A 19,711-nucleotide genomic window follows, 5' to 3' on the forward strand; every position below is an offset into this window, starting at 1 on the left:
GCGGGGCGGCTACGGGCGGGCGGCCGTGACCAGGTGGTAGTCCAGGATCCGCTGCTCCCAGGCGGTCATGAAGTTGCGCGGCCAGGTGCCCGGGGCCCACTGGCGGGCGAGCCAGCGGTCCCATCCCGGCCACACCTGCGGGCCGATCGAGTCGGCGCGCACGTCGTCGAAGCCGGCTCCGGCGAAGGCCTGCGTGAGCCGGGAGACCGGCCGGGCGATGTCGAGTCCGCTCGCGAACGTCTCCAGGAGCCCCGCGAGCCGCTCCTGCGGCGCGGGCACCCCGTCGACGCTGAAGAAGCCGGCCACGGCGACCCGCCCGCCGGGGCGCAGCACCCGGGCGGCCTCCCGGGCGAAGGCCTGCAGGTCCGGAAAGTGCTGGACCGCCTCGACGCTGTAGAGGCAGTCGAACCCGGCGTCGCCGAGCGGCAGGTCCTCGGCCGCTCCGAGGACGAAGCGCAGCCGGGGCGGCCGTGCGGCGAGGAGCGGGGCGTTCGCTGCGCGGGCCCGCCTCAGCTGGTGGGGGTGGATGTCGACGCCGGTGACCGAGGCGGGCCCGTACTCGTCCAGGGCGAGGGCGCACCCGAGCCCGAGGCCGCAGCCGATCTCGACGGCGCGGCCGCCGCCGGGGGCGACCGCGTCGAGCACGCGGCGGTAGAGGTCCTGCTCGCTCCGGATCCGGTCGTCCTGAGTCAGCGGCCGTTCGAGGTCGACGCACGCCCAGTAGCCGAAGTTGATGAACCCTCCGGCGAACACGGGTACGGCGCTGAGATCGGCCGGCCCGTACGTCTCCCACACCTCGGGCCGCACGGCGGGAGCGGGAAGCACGGCCGGAGCGGGCCGCTCCGCAGGGTCCTGCGCCACCACGCCACCGCCTCCTCGCACCGGGGCGCCGCGCCCCGTCGGCCACCAGTGTGGCCCGTGAAACCCCGTCAGGACAGAGGGCGCCTCCGGCCGTAGGCTGACGGCATGGATCATGCCGCAGCCGCTGCCGGGGCCGCCGCTTCGCCCGCCGACGCCGCGGCGGGGGCCGCCGCCCGGCTGAAGGAGCGGCTGTACGCGACGATCACCATGATCTCCGTGGTGATCGGCCTGGCCGCTTCCGAGTACGCCGACGCGGCCGGGACGGCGGCCACGGTGGTGACGGCCGCCGTCGGACTGTGGCTGGCGACGCTCGTCGCGGACCAGCAGGCCCACCGCGTCGTCCACGGCCGGCTCGCCACCGGGGCGGAGCTGCGGCACATGCTGTGGGTCGGCAGCCCCCTGCTGCTGTCCGCCGTCGGCCCGCTGATCCTGATCGCCTCCTCCGCCCTGGGGGTGATGGACCTGCGGACCGCCCTGTACGCCTCGGCCGGGGTGAGCGTGGCCGGCCTGTTCTGCTGGGGCTGGTACGGGGGCGTCCGCATGGGCAGCGGAGCGGCCGTCGCCGTGCTGGCCGGCGCCCTCGACGCGGTGATCGGCCTGGCCGTGGCGCTGGTGAAGGCCGCTGCAGGGCACTGAACCGGCGCCGGGACGGACGGTTCGCCATCCACCGAAGTTTTCGGGCATCCTGGACGGATGAACGACGTGCTTCCCGGGCCGCCCGCGGACGCCCCGGCCCCCGCGGCCCGGCTGGCGGCCTTCGCCGCCGCCCTGGCCGACGAGACACGGGCCTCGATCTGCATGACCCTGCTGGAGGGGCGCGCCTGGACCGCCGGCGAGCTGGCCCGGATCACGGGGGTGGCGCCCTCCACCGTCTCCGGGCACCTGGCCCGGCTGCTCGACGCAGGCATCTGTGCGACGGAACGGCAGGGCCGTCACAGCTACGTGCGCGTCGCCGACGCCGCGACGGCCCGCCTGTTGGACGAACTCGCCTCGTACGCGGTCCCGGACCGGGACGCCGCGCACGCCGTCCCGGTGGTCGCCGCACCGGATCCGCTGGCACGTGCCCGGACCTGCTACGACCACTTCGCCGGCCGGCTGGGCATGGCGGTGACCGACGCGATGGACCGGCGCGGCCTGCTGCGCACGGACGGCGTCTTCGAACTGACGGAAGCCGGCCGCCTCTGGTGCGCCGAGGCCGGCATCCCCCTTGCCGGCGAGGGCCGCAGGCGGGCGGCGAGTTCCTGCCTGGACTGGACGGAGCGGCGCCGACACCTGGGCGGCCTGGCGGGAGCGCGGCTGTGCGCACGGTCGCTGGCGCAGGGCTGGGTGGTGCGACCGCCGGGCGGCGGGCGCGCGCTGGAGGTCACCGCAGCCGGCGAACGCGCGCTCGGCGACCTGTTGGGGGTGACGCGCGCGGACTGGGCGTAGGGCGTGTCTTTCGGATCGATGCCGGGCTCGCGGGCCGCCCGTGATCCGACAGCGCGTACTGGCACCGATGATATTTCGGTCGACGCCGAAATGTTGGAGTCGTAGAGTGGCGGCATGACGTTCCGCTCCCGTCCGATCCCTCCCGGCGTCCTCACCGTCGCCGCCGTCACCTTCACGGTGTGCGCCTGGGCCTCCGCCTTCGTCTCCATCCGCAGCGCGGGCGCCGCCTACTCCCCCGGCGCTCTGGCCCTCGGCCGGTTGCTGGCCGCCTCGCTGGTGCTCGGCGTCCTGCTCCTCGTCCGCCGCCAGGGGCTGCCGCCCCGCGGGGCGTGGGGCGGGATCCTGGTCTCGGGCGTGGTGTGGTTCTGCGGCTACACGGTCGCATTGAACTGGGGTGAGCGGCTGGTCGACGCCGGCACGGCGTCCCTGCTCGTGAACACCGGGCCCATCCTCATGGCCCTGCTCGCGGCCCGCCTGCTCGGGGAGGCGTTGCCGCCGCGCCTGCTCGCCGGCATGGCGGTCTCCTTCGCCGGGGCGGTGGTCGTGGGCCTGTCGATGTCGTCGGGCGACGGCGGCTCCGCCTCGCTCCTCGGAGTCCTCCTGTGCCTGCTCGCGGCGGTGGCGTACGCGACCGGCGTCATCGCGCAGAAGCCCGCCCTGTCCTACGGGACGCCCCTGCAGATCACCGCGTACAGCTGCATGACGGGCGCCGCGGTCTGTCTGCCCTTCACGGGCCGGCTGCTCGACGAACTGCCCCGGGCACCCCTCTCCGCGACCTTGAACATGGTCTACCTGGGCGTGGTCCCCACCGCCCTCGCCTTCACCACCTGGACCTACGCTCTGGCCCGCATGGCCGCCGGCCGGCTGGGCGCCACGACGTATGCCGTCCCGGCCGTCGTCGTCCTGCTGAGCTGGGCGCTGCTGGGCGAGGTACCGGCCTGGCTGACACTGCTCGGTGGGGCGCTGTGTCTCGCCGGTGTGGCGGTCTCCCGGTACGCGCCGCGCGGCCCCCGGCCGCCGCGCTCCCTCCGCGCTCCCGCCGACGGCACCCCGCTCGCTCCCACGAAGGGCACCCGCGCATGAGGATCCTCACGGTCGGCGCCGGCGCCGTCGGCGGCTTCTTCGGTGCCCGCCTCGCCGAGGCGGGCCAGGACGTCTCCTTCCTGGTGCGGCCGGCCCGCGCCGAGGCCCTGCGGGCCCGCGGCCTGCGGGTGGACGGCCAGGGGGAGCGCCTGCGCCTCACGCCGCGGCTGGTCACCGCCGGCGCGCCGGGCGGCCCCTACGACCTGGTCCTGCTCTCCGTGAAGGCGACCGCCCTGCAGTCGGCACTGGCCGACATCGGGCCGGCCGTCGGCCCGGGCACCGCCGTCGTACCGCTGCTGAACGGCATGGCACAGCTCGACGCGCTCGTCGCGCGCCTCGGGGCCGGGGCGGTCCTCGGCGGGGTGGCGAAAGTGGTCACCACGCTGAACGAGGAGGGCGACATCCTCCGCATGGCCCCGCCGGCGGTCATCCTGACCGGCGAGATCGACGGCCGTCCCTCGGCCCGGGTGGACGCGATCCGCACCGTCCTGACCGGGGCGGGCATCGACTCGCCGGAGACCGGGGACATCGTCGCCGCCATGTGGCACAAGTGGGTCTTCATCTCCACGCTGGTCGCCTTCACCTGCCTGATGCGCGGCACCGTCGGGGAGGTGAACGCGGTGACGGGCGGGCCTGCCCTCGCAGCCCGCCTGCTCGCCGAGGCGGCGGCGGTGTCCGGGGCGGCCGGGCACCCGGTGCCCGAGGCCGAACGGGCCTTCACCACGGCGACGCTCACGGCCCCCGGGTCACCCCTGACGCCGTCCCTGTACCGCGACCTGGTGGCCGGAGTGCCGACGGAGGCCGACCACGTGCTGACCGACCTCACCGTCCGCGCCCGCGCGCTGGGGGTGGCCACTCCCCTGCTGGACCTGGCGGCCCTCCATCTGCGCGTGCACGAGCACCGCCTGGCGGCGGGCCGTCCCTGACGCCGGCCGGTACGACTGGCGGGCCTCCTCACCCGGATGCCCCCGAGCGGTGGGCGTCCGGGCCGCCGGGCCGTTGACTGGGAGGCCCGAGGACTCTGTGGAGGCGTGGTGGCGACGGTCGCGTGGATGCGTGGTGCGGCAGGCGTGGTACTGGCGGCGGTGGCGCTCGGCACCGCGGGCTGTTCGGGCGGCGACGGCGACCCGTCCGGCGCCGTCTCCAGTGCCGCGTCCGCGGTGAAGTCGGCCGGCGAGGCCGTTTCGTCGGCCGCTTCGGAGGCGGCGAAGTCCGCCGAGTCCGCGGCCGCCGTCGCCAAGGACAAGCTCGCGGACGTCAAGAACGGGGTGGACGCCAAGGGCCAGGTGACACTGGGCGCCGTGGCCGCCGACGCGGACGGGTACACGACGGTCCCGGTGAAAGTGGCGAACACCGACGAAGCCGCGAAGTCCTTCGCGGTGCAGGTGGAGTTCAAGGACGAGAGCGGCAACGTCGTCGACACGGTGGTCGTGACGGTCTCCGACGTCCCGGGCAAGGGCACCGGGCAGGGCACGGCCCGCAGCACCCACAAGCTGTCCGGCACGGTGTCGGCGCAGACCGCCACGGCCCTGCGCTACTGAGCCCCGCGGGCACCCCGCTCCGGCGGGGCCCGCCCGCGGCGGCCGCGCACCCGCAGCCGCACGCCGGTCGCGGCCGGCGCCGCCGGCGCCGAGCGGCGTCCATCGGGAGGTATAACGGCGCACCGCGCGCTAACCTCCCGGGCATGATTGACATGGACATGCTGCGATTGCCGTTCCGCGGCCGCCCGGGCGGTGCGCTCCGGAAGGGCCGCGCCCGTCGCACCGTCGTGGGCCTCCTCCTGCTGGCGCTCCTGAGTACGGCCTTCACCACCGCGACGGCCACCGGCCCGGCTGCCGCGGCCGCCACGAGCACTGCCGCCCCGGCCGCGGCTGCCGCGGCGTCCGCCCGCTGGGGCGACCGCCGCCTCGACGACGTCTCCTTCCTCACCACCCACAACGCTTTCACCAACTACGAGGACTCCCGGTGGAGTTCCGTCAACCAGTCGGAATCGGTGCGCTCCCAGCTCGACGGCGGTGTCCGCGGCCTGAGCCTGGACACGCACTGGTACGAGCGCAGCACCTGGCTGTGCGTGATCAGCTTCGGCAGCGACTGCTACCCCAGCGACGTGTACCTGTGCCACGGCGACTGCAAGGCCTTCGCCGGCGCCACGTACGCCCTGCCCCGCCAGTCCTTGCACGGCACCCTGCAGACCGTGGTGGACTTCCTCGCCGCCCACCCCCAGGAGGTCGTGACCGTCTTCCTGGAGGACTATGTGAGCGCCGACCGGCTGAGCCGGTCCCTGGACCGGGTCGGGGGGCTGCGGGAGATGCTGATCCGGCCCGACGAGTGGGGCGTGCGGCAGAACGGCTGGCCGAAGGTGGCCGACCTCGTCACCTCCGGCAAGCGGCTGCTGATCTTCTCCGACCGGTCCGACCGGGAGCACCTGGGCGTCATGTACGACAGGTCCTGGACGGTGAGCAACTACTGGAGCCTCGGGGACCTCGGCAACGACACGGCGTGCGTGAGCCGTTGGCCCGACGTGCCCCTGGACCGCCAGGAGCCCGGCTTCCGCCGCCTGTTCACGATGAGCCACCACCGCAACGTGCCGACCGTCCTGACGGCGGCCCTGGACAACGGCGCCAAGCTGCGCAACCGCATCGCCGAGCAGTGCAGGCCCGCGGCCGGGGGCCGCGACCCGAACTTCGTCTCGGTCGACTTCCACCGCCTGTCGGACAGCAGCGGACACACCCCGGCCTCGGTCGTCGCCGAGCTCGACGCGAGCCCGTAGGGACGCCCCGCGGGCCCGCCGGGGATGCGCCCTACCACGGCGGGCTGCCATGCGGGGGCCGGCAGTGTGCACCGCCCGCCGGAGGCGGTGCACGTCACGGGATGAAGGGACCCGGCCCGGCAACCCCGCGGGGGCGCGCCGCGTCCTTGAGTACAGGACCCGCCGGCAGCAACGCCGTGCGCACCGCTGAGAGGACATGTGATGAGCGAGAAGGCCCGGCGGTTGTTCGACGCCCTCGACCTCGACCAGGACGGCACCCTGACGCGTGCCGAGGTCATCGGCGCCCTGCGCTCCAAAGGGCCGACGCTCGCGGCGCAGGGGGCGATCCCGTTCTGGGGCGTCGGCGACACCGAGGACTCCTCGGCACTGTTCGACGCCGCCGACCAGAACGGCGACCGCGTGCTCAGCTTCGAGGAGTTCGCGGCCGTGGTCGACCGCCGCTTCGGCTGGTAGCCGTCCCACCGTGCGGCAGCAGGCGGGCGGCGCGAGAATGGCAGGGGCGGCGGGGCGCCCGCGCGGACGGCTACGGCCCCGGCCGGCCCGCGGCACGGCCCACCCGGACGGGGCGGACGAGTCAGGTGATCGCACATGTGCCGGTGGCTGGCGTATTCGGGAACCCCCGTGCTGCTCGACACCATCCTGTACAAACCCGCCCACTCGCTGATCGACCAGAGCCTGCACTCGAAGCTGGGTGTGGAGACGACCAACGGCGACGGTTTCGGCATCGGCTGGTATCCCGACGGCGGCAGCGGGGACGGGACGCCCGCCCTCATGCGGGACGTCGGTCCCGCGTGGAACAATCGCAACCTGCGGGAGCTCTCGGACCACGTCACCTCCGGCGTGTTCTTCGCCCACATCCGGGCGTCGACGGGCACGGCGGTGCAGCAGACGAACTGTCACCCCTTCCGCCACGGGCGGTGGATGTGGATGCACAACGGTGCGATCGCCGGTTTCCACGCGATGCGCCGCGACCTCGCCCTGCTCGTCGATCCCGCCCTGTACGGGGAGATCGAGGGCACCACGGACTCCGAGGTGATGTTCTACCTGGCGCTCACCTTCGGCCTGGAGGAGGACCCGCCGAGCGCCGTCGCGAGGATGGTGGGGGTGGTGGAGCGCGTCGGCCGCGAGCACGGCGTGGAGTACCCGATGCAGATGACGGTGGCCGTCACCGACGGGGCGAGCGTGTGGGCCTTCCGGTACTCCAGCGCGGGTGCTTCCCGGTCGCTCTTCTACAGCAGCCGGGTGGACACGCTGCGCAGGCTCCACCCCGACATCCGCTTCCTGAAGGACGTGTCGGACGAGACCCGCCTGGTGGTGTCGGAGCCCCTCGGCGATCTGCCCGGCGCGTGGAACGAGGTGCCGGAGAGCAGCTACGGCATCGTGCAGCCCGGTGCGGACGGCCTGTACCCCTTCACCCCGCTTGCGGCCTGACGTCGGTACGGACCTCCGCGCGGGGCGACGGCACGGCGCTGGAGGTGGCCACGCGGGGCAGGGCGTACGGGTGCTTCTCGGCGAGCCAGCCGACGAGCTGCTCGCGGACCTCGCAGCGGGCGGTCCACAGCCGGTCGGGGTCCTGGGCGGTGACGATGGCCCGGACCACGATGGTGGTCGGGGTGGTGTCGGTGACGGACAGGTCCCAGCCGCGCCCGTCCCACGCCTCGCAGGCGTCCAGGATCTCCTTCAGCTTCTCGCGCATGAGGGAGACCGGGGCGGTGTGGTCGCAGTGGAGGAAGACCGTGCCGGTCATCTGGATGCCGCCGCGCGACCAGTTCTCGAAGGGCCGCGAGGTGAAGTAGGAGACGGGCATGGTGATCCGGCGCTCGTCCCACGTCCGCACGGCGATCAGAGTGAGCGTGACCTCCTCGACCACGCCCCACTCCCCGTCGACGACGACCGTGTCGCCGATGCGCACCATGTCGCCGAAGGCGATCTGGAAACCGGCGAAGACGTTGCCGAGGGTGGACTGGGCGGCGACACCGGCGACGATGCCGATGATGCCGGCCGAGGCCAGTACGGAGGTGCCGACGGCCCGGAAGGCGGGGAAGGTCAGCAGCATCGCGGCGGCCGCGACCACGGCGACGACGGCGGTGACGATCCTGCGGATGAGCGTCACCTGGGTGCGGACCCGGCGCACGCGCGAGGGGTCGCGGGTGCCGTGGGCGTAGCGGGCGTAGGAGGATTCCACGATGGCGGAGGCGACGCCGACGACGCACCATGCACCCGCGCCGATGAGCACGAGCGTCAGGGTCCGGCCCACGGCGGCCTCGTGGTCGCGCAGCGGCTGCCAGGCGATCTCCTGGTACGCGCCGCGCAGCATGGCGGTGAAGAGCAGCACGCGCACCGACGGCCCGCAGCGGCGCAGCATGTTCCACAGTGGTGTCTCGGGGTGGCGGGCGTCGGCCCGCCGCAGCAGCAGATCGGTGAGGCGGCCCACCACGAGGGTGAGCACGACGGAGCCGCCCAGGACGGCGAGCAGTCGGATGAAGCTGTTCATGACTCCCCGGTGTCAGGTCTCGGGAACGGGTCGGGCGGCCGGGCGCTGACGGGCGCCCGGCCCCCTGAGGTCCTCGGACCGCGGTCAGTCGTGCAGCATCTCCTCGCGCAGGGTCTCCAGCGTGCGGTTGAGCAGGCGCGAGACGTGCATCTGGGAGAGACCGACCTCCTCGCCGATCTGCGCCTGGGTCATCTCCTGCCCGAAGCGCAGCTGCAGGATGCGGGTGCTGCGTTCGTCGAGGCGTGCGAGCAGGGGCGCCAGGGCGTGCCGGTCCTCGACGGCTTCCAGGGCGGGGTCGAGGCCGCCCACGGTCTCGGCCAGGGAGCGCGTGGCCTGGCCGCCCGCGGCGGCGCCGCTGCCGCCGGTCTCGGACTGGGGGGCGTCGAGGGACTGGGTGGAGTACGCGTTGGAGGCGACCAGGCCCTCGCGGACCTCGTCCTCGGTGAGGCCCAGGTGGGCGGCGAGTTCCGCGGGGGTGGGCGCGTGGTCGGTCTCGGAGGTCAGCTCCTCCGTGGCCTTCGCGAGGAGCAGGCGCTGCTCCTGCAGTCGGCGCGGGACCCGCACGGCCCACGTGGTGTCGCGGAAGTGACGCTTGATCTCACCGGTGATGTAGGGCACGGCGAGGGTGGTGAACTGGGTGTTGCGGTCGGGGTCGTAGCGGTCGATGGCCTTGATCAGCCCGATGATGCCGACCTGGACGATGTCCTCGTTCTCGGGGCCGCCGGGACGGTCGCGGAACGGGCGGGCCACGAAGTTCACCAGTGAGATGTTCATCTCGATGAGCGTGCTGCGCACGTACTGGTACTCACGGGTGCCCTCTTCGAGGCTCCGCAGCCGCTCGAAGAACACCCGGGTCAGCTCCCGGGCGTCGCAGGTCGACAGCTCCCGCGGGCAGGGCACCTCGGGCAGCCCGCCGAGTGCGGGGGCCGCCGCGGCACCACCGGCGGGGGTGGCGGCCGCCGTGGGGGGCGTCGTCGAGGTAGGGGCCTCGGTCGTGGCCGTGATGGTCATCGTCTTCGCTCCTTGGGCACAGGTGCTTGCGGCGCGGTGCGCGATTGCTCGTGCGCTCGGTTGCTCGGTCGCTGCGGAAGTCCCCTTCCGCACCCCTGCACCCTGCCGGGGCCTCGGGACACACGTCAAGTTATACCGGAAAGACTTTTCTGGATTTGCTTTTCGCGAGTAGCCGCTCAAGAATGTCGGGGTGGAGAACGAGCAGAGGGGTTCCCGCCGGAACCATTGGACCTTCCTGACGAACCACGCCCGGGTCCTGATCGCCATCGCGCGCGACCCGGGAGCCAGGCTGCGGGACATCGCGGCGGGCTGCGACCTCACCGAGCGCACCGTGCAGGCCATCGTCACGGACCTGGAGACGGACGGGTACCTCACCCGGACCCGGGACGGCCGGCGCAACCGCTACGCGATCGCCCCCGGCGCGCGCTTCCGCCATCCCGCCGAGGCCGGCCGTGAGATCGCGGGCCTCCTCGTCTACCTCGCGGGCACGCCGACGGCACCGCCCGTTCCCGAGTCCGCGGCGGGCCTGGCCGACGACAGGGCCGACCACCGGGTCGACGACAGGGCCCTTCCCCTGGGGTGACCTGCCCGGCTGCAGTGACCCTTGTCACTGCGGTGCACGGGGCAGCGGGATCCGCCACGGGGCCGCCCTCCGGCCGCCGTCGCGGGCGCTCGCCACACCGCCGTGCCGCACGGCCTCACGGTCGGGCGCCGACGCCGTCGCGCACCGGTCAGCGGTCGGCGAGCAGGCCCTCGAAGAACGCCCAGTCCAGGCGCTCCGCCTCGGCGCCGGCGGGGACCGCCGCCCAGGTCCGCTCCAGCCACGACGCGAGCGCCGCCCGATCCAGGGCGAACAGGGCGTACGGAGGCACCGCCCCCAGCCGCAGGAGCACCTGTCCCTCACGGCCCGGCCCGGCGGACGGCCTGACGCGCACCTCGCCGGTCCCGGCCAGGGTGCGCAGGCCCCGGTCGAGGAGGTCGCGGCCGATCACCCACGTCACGTCGCGACCCCCTGGGGGGTGGAAGGTCACCTCGACGCACAGCGGGTCGCGGGACGACCAGCGGAACGTGGCCCGGAGGGGGAACCGCAGCCGGCTGCGGACCTGGTGGATCTCCGCCGTCCAGGTCAGGTCCTGATCGGGCACGTGGGGCCGGTGGTCCATGATGACTCGTCTCTGGAGGAGGGCGGCGGACGGCCGGGGGCCATGGCCCGCGTCTGCTCACTCGTCCGCGTCCGAAACAGCCGGATCCGGACGTACGCCCGAACGGACGCGGCGGCCGTGCGCATGGGCCGTCCGGGGGAACGGCGGACGTGTCGGCCCGTCTGTCACCGGCGCCGCGCGGATAGTCGTCACGGGCACCCCGACCGTCCATGGACCGCCGCGGCATGCCCGGCCGAAGTCGTGGAGAAGAGGGCCGAAGATGAAGAAGACCGTTGTGACGTGCGCACTGGCCGCGATCCTGGCGCTGGGTCCGCTGGGCGGCGCCGGGTGGGCCGCGCCCCGGCAGGGAGCCGCACCGGCCGCCACCGCCGCGCCCCGCGCCGCGTACCCGGTGGGCGAAGTGGTCTCGGACGCGCCCCTGCACGTCCGCGAGCGGGCGACGGTGTACTCCGCCGTCCTCAAGTCGCTCCGCCCGGGTCAGCGCGTGCTGCTCAACTGCCAGGCCCGCGGCGGATGGGTGGACGGCAACCCCGTCTGGTACCGCCTCCAGGGCTCCAGGGGCTGGGTCTCCGCCCGCTTCGTCCACAACCACCAGCCGGTCCGCGCCTGCTGAGACGACGAGGGGCCGCCACCGAGCGGGCCCACCGGCGCCGCGGTCTCGGAACGGTCGTCATGGGCGCGCTGAGCGGCGCGGCCGTGGCGAGCGGGGCGGACACCGGCGTCCTGGGCGCGACCGTTCAGGGCCGGGCCCTGTACGAGACGCTCGGCGGGACCCTCGCCCCGTCGACCGGCTTCGTCCACCGGCCGGCCGGCGGCTGAGACGGCGACGGGCGGGCCCGGGGGTCACTGCGGCAGCGCGGACCCCTCGCCGAACGCGGCGAGCAGGTGCAGCGGGAACTCCGGATCTGCCTGGCCGACGGCCAGGGCGATCCAGCGGTCGGAAGCGGGGGGTCGCCATACCTGCATGCTGCCGGCCAGGCCGCACAGGAGGTTCATCGGCTCGGGCGCTCGAAAGTGCGGATCCGGGTGGCCGGAACGGGGCCAGAGGTCGACCTCGCGGGGGGCACCCCAGCGTTCCGTGAGAAGGGCAGCCAGACCGACGCGATCCGCTTCGATGCCCTCCTCGGCCTCCTCCACCACCTCGGAGCTCCGGTCCTCCCAGAAGTCGCGGCTCTCCGCGAGTACCGCCACGTGGTACCCAGGACCACTCCACCGATCGGCGGTCTTCTCCTCGTGCTGGGGGAACGGCATCACGTGAAGGCTCTCGACGACGTGCAGCAGCTCCTCGGCGGAGCGCGTCAGGTGCTGGGGCGGCATGCACGCAGCCTAGTTGGCCACTCGGACCGACCGACCGGCCCCCGGCCCGTCACCCGCCGCGGCTGTCTTCCGCTTCGGAGCGTGGGCGGACCGCGAAGGAGTCAGATCCAGTTGCCCCAGCCGAACGTGGCGATGTAGCTGCGTCGGACTGCGTCCCAGCCGCGGCCGCTGCCGATGTGAATGACCGTCAGCGCAAGAAGGAACCAAGCCGTTACGACGCCGGCAACGATCAGGGTCCATCGAGGCCCGGAGAAGCCGGCGACCACGATCAGGGCCAGGATGGTCACGCTCAGGCCCAGGTGGGCAGCGGGCAGATCTGAGCGCAGCGCCTCGCGCACTGGGTGGCGTTCTTCGTGGATGTCCAGGGTGTCACGCGGACGGGCTGCGCTTTCGCCGTTCTGCTGCTCAGAGTTGTGCCTCACGAGTAGCCCCCTGTAGATCTCCGACTGATGCTGCGAAGGCACCGGCCCGGCCTGTTGAGGGCCATCATCGGTCGTTCGCCCGCGCTTCGTCTCCTCCTCGTACGACCCCTGCGGGGTGCGAGAGGTCAAGGACGCACCGGCCGGTGTGCGAGCGGGGTGACTCCCCCGGGCGGGGGAGGCGAGCGGGACCTGCGGAGGATGTCCGCGGGGCCGGCGGGCGGGGACGATCACGGCACATGCCGTCATCCATCCCCAACTGGAGCCCCACCGTGCTGAAGTGGACCCTGCGCGCCGCCGCCGTCCTCGCCGTCGCCGCCGCGATCGCCGCCCCCGTCGCCGTGCCCGCGCCTGAAGCGGCGCCGCCCGCCCCGGCCGCCGCGGCGGCCACCACCGTCCCCGGGGGCGAAGTCCCGGGGGTCGGTGGGCTGCCGGTCCGGGCGGACCGTGTCCCCGGGGAGGCACCGGTCCCCCGTTGATCGCTGCGTCCCTCAGCCGTCGGCTGCGATGCCCCCGCTCATAGCGGGCGCAGCCCGGCCGGGTCTGGCGCGGTCCGTCGCCGCGGGGGACGCGGGGGCGCGCCGACACCGCAGCGGCCGCTCGCCGCGGCAATTCGGAACGCCCGCGAGAGGCTCTGCTTCCCTACGGCGGCCGCTGGGGACTGTGGCGGGCATCAGGAGCCGCGGGTGCGGCCGGCCTCGGCCGCCGCGTCGGAACCGGGGAGGTCGAGGACCTCCGGCGCAGGCGGCCGGTTCCCCGCGGATCACTGACGCACTGCCCGGTCCTGAGGATGCCCGGTGCCGGTGCCCGTCGGCGGGTGTGCCTCGGTCGTATCGGCCGCTGCGGGATGCGCATGCCGTGTCCCGCAGCGGAGTGCCACCGTCCGGGAACCGGCGGGAACCGGGCCGGGACGGCAGCCGACCACCTGCGCGGAACCGACGGGGCGGTGCCCCGTGCACGATCCTCCGATCAGGGAATGTCGATGGCCGATGCACAGCAGTCCGCAGTCCGGGCACCCGCGTCAACGGCCCGGTGGGGCCCTCCCCCGGCGCTGACCGGCTTCGTGGTGCTGCTCCTGGCACTGTTCACCCTGGCGTACGGGGTCGGCTCGGCCGCCGGCCCCGTGGCCCCGGGGCTGCGCAGCACCGTCGGCGACGCCGGTTCCTCCGGGCCGGGCGGTCGCGGAGGCATGGGCGTCCACCCCGGAGCCGGCCGGTGACGGCGGAGGGGAGCACGGTCGCCGGCGTGACCACCGATCTGGTCGTCCGGGGCATGACCTGCGCAGCGTGCGTGCACCGCGTGGAGAAGCGGCTGGCCCGGCTCGGCGGGGTGACGGCATCGGTCAACCTGGCCACGGGCCGGGCCCGTGTCCACCACCCGGCCGACGTCCGGCCCGGGGACCTCGTGGCGGCCGTCGAACGGGCCGGCTACGAGGCGGAGTCGGTGTCCCCACCCGCCGCGGGGGCCGCGACCGGTCCGGACGGCCCGGCCCGGCCGGACGGTCTCGCGCGCCCCGACGACGGCGCGCACCCGGACGACCCCGACGATCCCGACGACCCCGGCGGCCCGACCCGGGCGCAGGCCCGCAGGGACCGCGACCGCCTGCTGATCACCGCGCTGCTCAGCCTGCCGGTCCTCGTCCTGTCGATGACACCGGCCCTGCAGTTCCGCAACTGGCAGTGGCTGTGCCTCGTCCTGGCCGCCCCCGTGGCGGTCTGGAGCGCCCTGCCGTTCCACCTGAGGGCGGCGCGCGGGCTGCGGCACTCGGCGGCCACCATGGACACCCTCGTCTCGCTCGGCGTCCTCGCCTCCTTCGCCTGGTCGCTGTACGCGCTGTTCCTCGGCGGCGCGGGCGACCCCGGCATGCGCATGCCGTTCAGCCTCCTCCCCGCGGCCGGAACGCAGACCGCGCACGTCTACCTGGAGGCCGCGGTCGCCGTCCCCCTCTTCGTGCTGACCGGCCGCCATCTGGAGGCGCGTGCCCGGCGCGGCACCGGCGCGGCCCTACGCGCCCTGGCCGGCCTGGCCGCCAAGGACGTGACCGTGAGCGAGGACGGCCGGGAACGCCGGATGCCCATAGCGGATCTCGTACCGGGACAGGGCTTCGTGGTCCGGCCCGGGGAACGGGTCGCCACCGACGGCGTCGTGGTCTCCGGCAGCTCGGCCCTGGACCTGTCCCTGATCACCGGGGAGAGCGACCCCGTCGAGGTGGGTCCCGGCCGGGCCGTGGTGGGCGGCGCCGTCAACATGGGCGGCCTGCTCCTCGTGCGTGCCACGGCGGTCGGAGCCGACACCCGCCTGGCCCGGATCACACACCTCGTCACCGAGGCCCAGACGGGCAAGGCGCGGGCCCAGCGGCTGGCCGACCGGGTGGCGGGGGCCTTCGTACCGGCCGTACTCTCCCTCGCCGTCACCGTCCTCGGATTCTGGCTCGGCGCCGGAGCCGACCCGCAGGCCGCGGTCACCGCGGCCGTCGCGATCCTCGTCGTGGCCTGCCCGTGCGCCCTCGGCCTGGCCACCCCCACGGCCCTCATGGCCGCCACCGGCCGCGGCGCCCGTCTGGGCATCCTGGTCAGGGGGCCGCAGGCACTGGAGGCCCTGCGGCACGTCGACGTCATCGTCCTGGACAAGACCGGCACGCTCACCACCGGACACATGTCCGTCGTACGGGTCACCGGGGCCGCCGGCGGCATCGGCCGGGACACGGCCCTGCGGCTGGCCGCTGCGGTGGAGCAGGGCTCCGAGCACCCGCTCGGCCGGGCGGTCGTCTCGTACGCGCAGCGCGCCGCGCCGGGGAGCCCGCTGCCCGCGGTCACCGGTTTCCTGGCCGTGCCCGGCAGCGGCGTCACGGGCCTCGTGGAGGGCCGCCGGGTCGAGGTGCGCACGCCCGGCGAGGGCCTGCCCGCTTCGCTGGCCGAGGCTCTGGCCGAGGCGGAGGCGGCCGCCCTCACCCCGGTCCTGGTCCGGGTGGACGGCTTCGACGAGGCCCTCATCGCGCTGGGCGACGTCCTGCGGCCCGGCAGCCACCGGGCGGTCGACGGGCTGCGGCGGCTCGGCGTCGAGCCGGTCCTGGCCACCGGCGACCGGGAGGCCGCCGCATGGGCCGTCGCCCGCCGGCTCGGCATCGCGCGGGTCCACTCCCCCTGCACGCCGGAGGACAAGGCGGCCCTGGTCCGTGAGCTGCGCGCCGAGGGCCGGCGGGTGGCCGTGATCGGGGACGGTGTCAACGATGCGGCCGCCCTCGCCGAGGCGGACCTCGGCATCGCGATGGGCAGCGGCACGGACGTCGCCATCGGGGCCGCCGACGTGACCCTCGTACGGGGTGACATCGAGGCCGTCGCCGACGCGGTGCGCCTGGCCCGCCACACCCTGGCGACGATCAGGCTGAACCTGGTCTGGGCCTTCGGCTACAACGCCGTGACCGTTCCGCTGGCGGCCGTGGGACTGCTGGGCCCGATGCTCGCCGCCGCCGCCATGTCCGCGAGCTCGCTCCTCGTGGTGGCCAACAGCCTGCGCCTGCGCACCTGGCAGCCCGCGTCGGGACGCCTCGGCGCCCCCGCCGGGAGGTCGGGCCGATGACGGACCTTCTGCGGAGCGCGGTGCGGACGGCCGGCCGGACGGTCGACCTGATGGTGACCTCGGTCGCCGACGGCCGCGGACCCGGCCGCCGGAGGCTGCGCGAGGGACTGCTCGCCGCCCTGGTCCCCGTGACGGCCTGCCTGGCGATGCTGGTGGGCCTGACGGCGTGGACCAGGGTGGGAGCCGCGGGCACCCCGGCACGGATCGACGTCGGTGTGGGCCGGGTCCTCCTGCCCCGGGCGGGCGGGGACCGTACGGCTGCCTTCTTCCGGATCGCCAACACCGGCGGATCGGAGGACCAGTTGGTGGCCGTGACCTCGCCCGTCGCGGACGGCATCACGCTCAACCGGTACGAGCGGGCCGACGAGGACGGCGGGGGCCGCGGGGGCGGACCGAGCGGCGGGGGCGGCGGATACGCGGCGCGCACGGTCCCCTCCGCGACCATCCCCGCAGGGGACTTCCTGGTCATGACGCCGGACACGCTGGACCTGGGGATCCGGGTGAAGAGCCGTCCGCAGGTGGGCGACGCGATCCCGTTCGTGCTGCACTTCCGCCGCAGCGGACGGGTGGACGCGGTCGCGTTCGTGGTGCGGCCGCGCGGCTGATCGACCCCCGCCGTCACCCGTTCGGACCACTGGCGCCGGTCGGGGGCAGCCGCGGCGGCCGGTGAGGACAGAGCGGCCGACCGGGCTTAGCGTGGCAGGTGGGAAGTCGGCCCACCGCCGGCGAACGGCTCACGTCACGGCAGGAGGGTCGGCCATGAGTACGGTGCAACCTGGGGGCGCCCGGTCTCCGGAAGGCGACGCGGAGGTCTACGAGGTGGTCTTCGCGTCCGCCGACGGGGTCGGCGAGGACGTCGTCCGGATGAGCCGTACGAGTGCGGCGGGACCGGGCGGACACCCGGTCTACGAGGACGCCACCGGCATCGTCCGGGCGGAGATCAGCAGCGGCGGCGAGGTACGCGTACTGGCGACGAGCGGAGGCCAGCAGCCGGCTCGCGTCCTGCGGGCCCGGGCGGTGTCCTGACCTCGGTCCCCAGCCGACTCACCGGGTGCCGTTCGGTGCGAGGCGGACCTCCAGCAGGCAGCCGGCACTCGTATGGCGCAGCCATGGGTGACGAGCGCGGGGGCACCCGTCCGGAATCGGTCCGCGTACCCACACGTCCGGTCGCTCAGGCGGCCTCCGTTTCGGCGGTCCGCGCCGACAGCGGCGTGGCGATGTCCTCCAGCGAACGGCCTTCGGCGGCGACCGCGTAGAAGACCGCGACGACCCCGGCGGCCACCATCAGCCCGGCACCGATGCAGAAGGCCAGGACCGCGTCGGAGACGACCCCGCTGGAGGTGAGCCCGGCGAAGATCAGCGGTCCGGAGATGCCGCCGGCCGCCGTGCCGATGGCGTAGAAGAAGGCGATCGACATCGCGCGGGTCTCCATCGGGAAGATCTCGCTGACGGTGAGGTAGGCCGAGCTGGCGCCCGCGGAGGCGAAGAACAGCACGACGCACCAGCAGGCGGTCATGGTCACGGCGGTGAGCCGCCCCGCGCCGAACAGCCAGGCGGTCGCGAACAGCAGCATGCCGGACAGGACGTACGTGCCGGCGATCATCGGCCGCCGGCCGAGCGTGTCGAACAGCCGGCCCAGGAACAGCGGGCCGAGGAAGTTCCCGAAGGCCACGACGGCGAAGTAGTAGCCGGTCACCGAGCTGGAGACGTCGAAGAAGGTGATCAGGACGGATCCGAAGCCGAAGGTGATCGCGTTGTAGAGGAAGGCCTGCCCGACGAAGAGCGAGAGGCCCAGCACCGCCCGGCGCGGGTAGGTGCGCACCACCGTCCTCGCGATCTCCCCGAAGCCGATGCTGCGCCGCACGGTGATGGTGATGGCCCGGTCCGGCTCGGGCAGCCGCTGTCCGGTCTCCGCCTCCACCCGGCGTTCGACGTCCGCGACCAGGTCCTCGGCCTCCTGGGTCCGGCCGTGGATGAACATCCAGCGCGGACTCTCGGGGACGTGGCGCCGCACGAGCAGGATGACCAGCCCGAGGACGACCCCGAGGGCGAACGTCAGCCGCCAGCCCACCGACGGCGCGAAGAGATCGGTGTCCAGGGCGACCACCGACAGCAGGGCGCCGGCGACGGCGCCGAGCCAGAAGCTGCCGTTGATGATCAGGTCGACGCGGCCGCGGTACTTGCTCGGGATCAACTCGTCGATCGCCGAGTTGATGGCCGCGTACTCGCCTCCGATGCCGAAGCCGGTGAGGAAGCGGAAGAGGAGGAACCACCAGACGGAGAAGGACAGGGCGGTCAGGGCCGTCGCCCCGAGATAGACGGCCAGCGTGATGAGGAAGAGCTTCTTGCGGCCGAAGAGGTCGGTGAGCCGCCCGAAGAACAGCGCCCCCGAGCACGCGCCGGCCACGTAGAGCGCGGCCGCGAGGCCCGTGACCTGGGCGTCGGTGATGGGCAGTCCGCTGCCTTCCTCGGAGAGGCGGCCGGCGATGCTGCCGACGACGGTGACTTCCAGCCCGTCCAGGATCCATACGGTGCCGAGCCCGATCACGATCATCCAGTGCCAGCGCGACCAGGGCAGCCGGTCCAATCGGGCGGGCACCTTGGTGGTGACGGTGGGTGTGGTCGTCGACACTCCTGCCTGGGACATGCCGGGCGTCTGCCCTCGCCGATCAGCAGCAAACGGGTTCAGGAAGCGGGCGTTTCGGGGCGCGCACCGCGTGTCACGTCGACCACCCTGACGTCCTCGTTCTCCGGAGAGCCGAACGCTTCGACGACGACCCCGCTGCCGGATGCGGTGACTTCGAGGGCCACGTGGCCGCCCATCGTGCGCAGATCGACCCGGACCCGGGGCGCGCCGGCGCGGTCCGGCATCCGGTGGATGCGGGGGGCGGGGTAGTCGAGCTGCGTCAACTGCTGCCGCAGCGCCTCGTGGTCGGCCGGCTTCGCAGCCCCGAGGGCACCGCTGACCCGCTTGACGTGCTCGGCGCCGACGCACTCCTCCACTCCCGTCAGCGGCACCTCGGGGGCCGGCCCGGATCCGGCGGGGGTCGAGGCGGATACGGCGGGGGGCGCCGGGTCGTCCAGCGGAACGGGGATGTCCCCGTCGGCGTTGGGAACTCCCGGCGGGGTCCGGCCCGGTCCGTACCTCGGCGTGGGCACGGCCTCCGCGCCCGGCAGGTCCTCCGGCCGGGGAACGCCCCCGTCCGTGCCGTTCGGCGAGCCCGGTGCGCAGCCCTGCGCGGTACGGGTCATCAGGGCGAGGAAGCGCATCTCCCCTTCGCTGCCGGGAGCATGCGGTGCTGCGCCCGCCGTGCTGCCCGCCGGGGCCTGGTCGGGGGTGTCCTGCGCGGCTCCGCAACCGGAGAGGACCAGGCAGCCGAGCGCGGCCGCCCATACGGGCTTCAGGAGAGTCGTCGATCGCATGCCGGAATCATGCGCGACGCCGAGCATCCCGTGCATGAGTAGCCGTACTCATCGTGTTCGGGACTCAACCATCAACAAAACTCGGCGTTTTGATCGGCGCGGCAGTGCTTTGCGGACAACAAAAGCCCTCCCTACGGTCCTGCTTGTCGATCACCGCCGGTCG

The 19,711-nt window shown here is 74.0% G+C and carries 24 protein-coding genes; 16 read left to right on the forward strand and 8 right to left on the reverse strand.

Annotated features, from left to right (window positions below):
- Positions 1 to 9: 9 nt before the first annotated feature.
- Positions 10 to 864: a class I SAM-dependent methyltransferase gene (locus IF89_RS0121970; protein WP_234327838.1), complete on the reverse strand. Its 855-nt coding sequence runs from the start codon at positions 862 to 864 to the stop codon at positions 10 to 12.
- A 102-nt stretch (positions 865 to 966) separates the two neighbouring features.
- On the opposite strand from IF89_RS0121970, the gene IF89_RS0121975 reads away from it, so the two are divergent.
- From IF89_RS0121975 to IF89_RS0122015, 8 genes are all read left to right on the forward strand, one after another.
- Positions 967 to 1,497, forward strand: coding sequence for a hypothetical protein (locus IF89_RS0121975; protein WP_030770724.1), 531 nt, complete (start codon positions 967 to 969; stop codon positions 1,495 to 1,497).
- Between the two features lie 57 nt (positions 1,498 to 1,554).
- Positions 1,555 to 2,289 (forward strand): ArsR/SmtB family transcription factor, encoded by a 735-nt coding sequence (locus IF89_RS0121980; RefSeq protein ID WP_030770727.1) that lies wholly within the window; start codon positions 1,555 to 1,557, stop codon positions 2,287 to 2,289.
- A 114-nt stretch (positions 2,290 to 2,403) separates the two neighbouring features.
- On the forward strand, positions 2,404 to 3,372 hold the full coding sequence (locus tag IF89_RS0121985; protein WP_043194242.1) for a DMT family transporter: 969 nt from the start codon (positions 2,404 to 2,406) through the stop codon (positions 3,370 to 3,372).
- Complete coding sequence (locus IF89_RS0121990) at positions 3,369 to 4,298, forward strand: 2-dehydropantoate 2-reductase (protein WP_030770732.1); 930 nt, start codon at positions 3,369 to 3,371, stop codon at positions 4,296 to 4,298. The genes IF89_RS0121985 and IF89_RS0121990 overlap by 4 nt, the downstream gene beginning before the upstream one ends.
- A gap of 126 nt (positions 4,299 to 4,424) precedes the next feature.
- A complete protein-coding gene (locus tag IF89_RS0121995) occupies positions 4,425 to 4,913 on the forward strand; it encodes a hypothetical protein (protein ID WP_030770735.1) in 489 nt (162 codons plus the stop codon).
- 143 nt (positions 4,914 to 5,056) lie between these two features.
- On the forward strand, positions 5,057 to 6,142 hold the full coding sequence (locus tag IF89_RS0122005; protein ID WP_158717904.1) for a PI-PLC domain-containing protein: 1,086 nt from the start codon (positions 5,057 to 5,059) through the stop codon (positions 6,140 to 6,142).
- A gap of 201 nt (positions 6,143 to 6,343) precedes the next feature.
- Complete coding sequence (locus IF89_RS0122010) at positions 6,344 to 6,595, forward strand: EF-hand domain-containing protein (RefSeq protein ID WP_030027310.1); 252 nt, start codon at positions 6,344 to 6,346, stop codon at positions 6,593 to 6,595.
- 135 nt (positions 6,596 to 6,730) lie between these two features.
- The gene (locus IF89_RS0122015) at positions 6,731 to 7,573 is read left to right on the forward strand and encodes a class II glutamine amidotransferase (RefSeq protein ID WP_030770738.1); all 843 of its coding nucleotides are present in this window, start codon (positions 6,731 to 6,733) and stop codon (positions 7,571 to 7,573) included.
- On the opposite strand, the gene IF89_RS0122020 is transcribed toward IF89_RS0122015, so the two are convergent.
- Together IF89_RS0122020 and IF89_RS0122025 are read right to left on the reverse strand one after the other, a co-directional pair.
- Positions 7,554 to 8,636, reverse strand: coding sequence for a mechanosensitive ion channel family protein (locus IF89_RS0122020; RefSeq protein WP_030770741.1), 1,083 nt, complete (start codon positions 8,634 to 8,636; stop codon positions 7,554 to 7,556). The two genes, IF89_RS0122015 and IF89_RS0122020, sit on opposite strands and share 20 nt — an antisense overlap.
- Before the next feature lie 84 nt (positions 8,637 to 8,720).
- A complete protein-coding gene (locus tag IF89_RS0122025; RefSeq protein WP_420706954.1) occupies positions 8,721 to 9,641 on the reverse strand; it encodes a SigB/SigF/SigG family RNA polymerase sigma factor in 921 nt (306 codons plus the stop codon).
- Positions 9,642 to 9,837: 196 nt separating this feature from the next.
- On the opposite strand from IF89_RS0122025, the gene IF89_RS0122030 reads away from it, so the two are divergent.
- Entirely contained in the window at positions 9,838 to 10,230 is a 393-nt protein-coding gene (locus IF89_RS0122030) for a helix-turn-helix transcriptional regulator (RefSeq protein ID WP_051807397.1), read from the forward strand.
- Between the two features lie 148 nt (positions 10,231 to 10,378).
- Here the strand turns inward: IF89_RS0122030 and IF89_RS0122035 are convergent, their stop codons facing one another.
- Complete coding sequence (locus tag IF89_RS0122035) at positions 10,379 to 10,792, reverse strand: SsgA family sporulation/cell division regulator (RefSeq protein ID WP_043194254.1); 414 nt, start codon at positions 10,790 to 10,792, stop codon at positions 10,379 to 10,381.
- Between the two features lie 277 nt (positions 10,793 to 11,069).
- On the opposite strand from IF89_RS0122035, the gene IF89_RS38165 reads away from it, so the two are divergent.
- Positions 11,070 to 11,423, forward strand: a complete 354-nt coding sequence (locus IF89_RS38165) for an SH3 domain-containing protein (protein ID WP_051807401.1) — start codon at positions 11,070 to 11,072, stop codon at positions 11,421 to 11,423.
- A gap of 59 nt (positions 11,424 to 11,482) precedes the next feature.
- Positions 11,483 to 11,629: a hypothetical protein gene (locus tag IF89_RS42275; RefSeq protein ID WP_420706953.1), complete on the forward strand. Its 147-nt coding sequence runs from the start codon at positions 11,483 to 11,485 to the stop codon at positions 11,627 to 11,629.
- Between the two features lie 24 nt (positions 11,630 to 11,653).
- On the opposite strand, the gene IF89_RS0122050 is transcribed toward IF89_RS42275, so the two are convergent.
- A complete protein-coding gene (locus tag IF89_RS0122050) occupies positions 11,654 to 12,127 on the reverse strand; it encodes a hypothetical protein (protein ID WP_030770756.1) in 474 nt (157 codons plus the stop codon).
- Positions 12,128 to 12,228: 101 nt separating this feature from the next.
- Entirely contained in the window at positions 12,229 to 12,549 is a 321-nt protein-coding gene (locus tag IF89_RS0122055; RefSeq protein ID WP_234327839.1) for a hypothetical protein, read from the reverse strand.
- Positions 12,550 to 12,785: 236 nt separating this feature from the next.
- Between IF89_RS0122055 and IF89_RS0122060 the strand changes: the two genes are divergently transcribed.
- The 5 genes from IF89_RS0122060 to IF89_RS0122080 all read left to right on the forward strand — a co-directional run bounded on the left by IF89_RS0122060 (position 12,786) and on the right by IF89_RS0122080 (position 17,151).
- Positions 12,786 to 13,025, forward strand: coding sequence for a hypothetical protein (locus tag IF89_RS0122060; RefSeq protein WP_158717905.1), 240 nt, complete (start codon positions 12,786 to 12,788; stop codon positions 13,023 to 13,025).
- A gap of 503 nt (positions 13,026 to 13,528) precedes the next feature.
- The gene (locus IF89_RS0122065; RefSeq protein WP_030770764.1) at positions 13,529 to 13,765 is read left to right on the forward strand and encodes a hypothetical protein; all 237 of its coding nucleotides are present in this window, start codon (positions 13,529 to 13,531) and stop codon (positions 13,763 to 13,765) included.
- A 53-nt stretch (positions 13,766 to 13,818) separates the two neighbouring features.
- Positions 13,819 to 16,125 (forward strand): heavy metal translocating P-type ATPase, encoded by a 2,307-nt coding sequence (locus tag IF89_RS0122070; protein ID WP_051807433.1) that lies wholly within the window; start codon positions 13,819 to 13,821, stop codon positions 16,123 to 16,125.
- Positions 16,122 to 16,730: a copper chaperone PCu(A)C gene (locus IF89_RS0122075; RefSeq protein WP_234327840.1), complete on the forward strand. Its 609-nt coding sequence runs from the start codon at positions 16,122 to 16,124 to the stop codon at positions 16,728 to 16,730. Before IF89_RS0122070 ends, IF89_RS0122075 begins: the two co-directional genes overlap by 4 nt.
- 154 nt (positions 16,731 to 16,884) lie before the next feature.
- Positions 16,885 to 17,151, forward strand: coding sequence for a DUF6296 family protein (locus IF89_RS0122080; RefSeq protein WP_051807403.1), 267 nt, complete (start codon positions 16,885 to 16,887; stop codon positions 17,149 to 17,151).
- Between the two features lie 145 nt (positions 17,152 to 17,296).
- Here the strand turns inward: IF89_RS0122080 and IF89_RS0122085 are convergent, their stop codons facing one another.
- Positions 17,297 to 18,772: an MFS transporter gene (locus IF89_RS0122085; RefSeq protein ID WP_030770773.1), complete on the reverse strand. Its 1,476-nt coding sequence runs from the start codon at positions 18,770 to 18,772 to the stop codon at positions 17,297 to 17,299.
- Positions 18,773 to 18,810: 38 nt separating this feature from the next.
- Complete coding sequence (locus IF89_RS40895; RefSeq protein ID WP_158717906.1) at positions 18,811 to 19,548, reverse strand: hypothetical protein; 738 nt, start codon at positions 19,546 to 19,548, stop codon at positions 18,811 to 18,813.
- Between the last annotated feature and the right edge of the window lie 163 nt (positions 19,549 to 19,711).

The sequence above is a fragment of the Streptomyces sp. NRRL F-2664 genome, assembly GCF_000719345.1.
GTDB lineage: Bacteria > Actinomycetota > Actinomycetes > Streptomycetales > Streptomycetaceae > Streptomyces.

Excerpts from the sequence above, each read along its gene's own strand:
- IF89_RS0122005 (WP_158717904.1), top strand. The coding sequence starts at position 5,057 with ATGATTGACATGGACATGCTGCGATTGCCGTTCCGCGGCCGCCCGGGC.
- IF89_RS42275 (WP_420706953.1), top strand. The coding sequence starts at position 11,483 with ATGGGCGCGCTGAGCGGCGCGGCCGTGGCGAGCGGGGCGGACACCGGC.
- IF89_RS0122075 (WP_234327840.1), top strand. The coding sequence starts at position 16,122 with ATGACGGACCTTCTGCGGAGCGCGGTGCGGACGGCCGGCCGGACGGTC.
- IF89_RS0122080 (WP_051807403.1), top strand. The coding sequence starts at position 16,885 with ATGAGTACGGTGCAACCTGGGGGCGCCCGGTCTCCGGAAGGCGACGCG.
- IF89_RS0122010 (WP_030027310.1), top strand. The coding sequence starts at position 6,344 with ATGAGCGAGAAGGCCCGGCGGTTGTTCGACGCCCTCGACCTCGACCAG.
- IF89_RS38165 (WP_051807401.1), top strand. The coding sequence starts at position 11,070 with ATGAAGAAGACCGTTGTGACGTGCGCACTGGCCGCGATCCTGGCGCTG.
- IF89_RS0121995 (WP_030770735.1), top strand. The coding sequence starts at position 4,425 with ATGCGTGGTGCGGCAGGCGTGGTACTGGCGGCGGTGGCGCTCGGCACC.
- IF89_RS0121980 (WP_030770727.1), top strand. The coding sequence starts at position 1,555 with ATGAACGACGTGCTTCCCGGGCCGCCCGCGGACGCCCCGGCCCCCGCG.
- IF89_RS0121975 (WP_030770724.1), top strand. The coding sequence starts at position 967 with ATGGATCATGCCGCAGCCGCTGCCGGGGCCGCCGCTTCGCCCGCCGAC.
- IF89_RS0121990 (WP_030770732.1), top strand. The coding sequence starts at position 3,369 with ATGAGGATCCTCACGGTCGGCGCCGGCGCCGTCGGCGGCTTCTTCGGT.
- IF89_RS0121985 (WP_043194242.1), top strand. The coding sequence starts at position 2,404 with ATGACGTTCCGCTCCCGTCCGATCCCTCCCGGCGTCCTCACCGTCGCC.
- IF89_RS0122050 (WP_030770756.1), bottom strand. The coding sequence starts at position 12,127 with ATGCCGCCCCAGCACCTGACGCGCTCCGCCGAGGAGCTGCTGCACGTC.
- IF89_RS0122060 (WP_158717905.1), top strand. The coding sequence starts at position 12,786 with ATGCCGTCATCCATCCCCAACTGGAGCCCCACCGTGCTGAAGTGGACC.
- IF89_RS0122015 (WP_030770738.1), top strand. The coding sequence starts at position 6,731 with ATGTGCCGGTGGCTGGCGTATTCGGGAACCCCCGTGCTGCTCGACACC.
- IF89_RS0122070 (WP_051807433.1), top strand. The coding sequence starts at position 13,819 with ATGACCTGCGCAGCGTGCGTGCACCGCGTGGAGAAGCGGCTGGCCCGG.
- IF89_RS0122065 (WP_030770764.1), top strand. The coding sequence starts at position 13,529 with ATGGCCGATGCACAGCAGTCCGCAGTCCGGGCACCCGCGTCAACGGCC.
- IF89_RS0122085 (WP_030770773.1), bottom strand. The coding sequence starts at position 18,772 with ATGTCCCAGGCAGGAGTGTCGACGACCACACCCACCGTCACCACCAAG.
- IF89_RS40895 (WP_158717906.1), bottom strand. The coding sequence starts at position 19,548 with ATGCGATCGACGACTCTCCTGAAGCCCGTATGGGCGGCCGCGCTCGGC.
- IF89_RS0122020 (WP_030770741.1), bottom strand. The coding sequence starts at position 8,636 with ATGAACAGCTTCATCCGACTGCTCGCCGTCCTGGGCGGCTCCGTCGTG.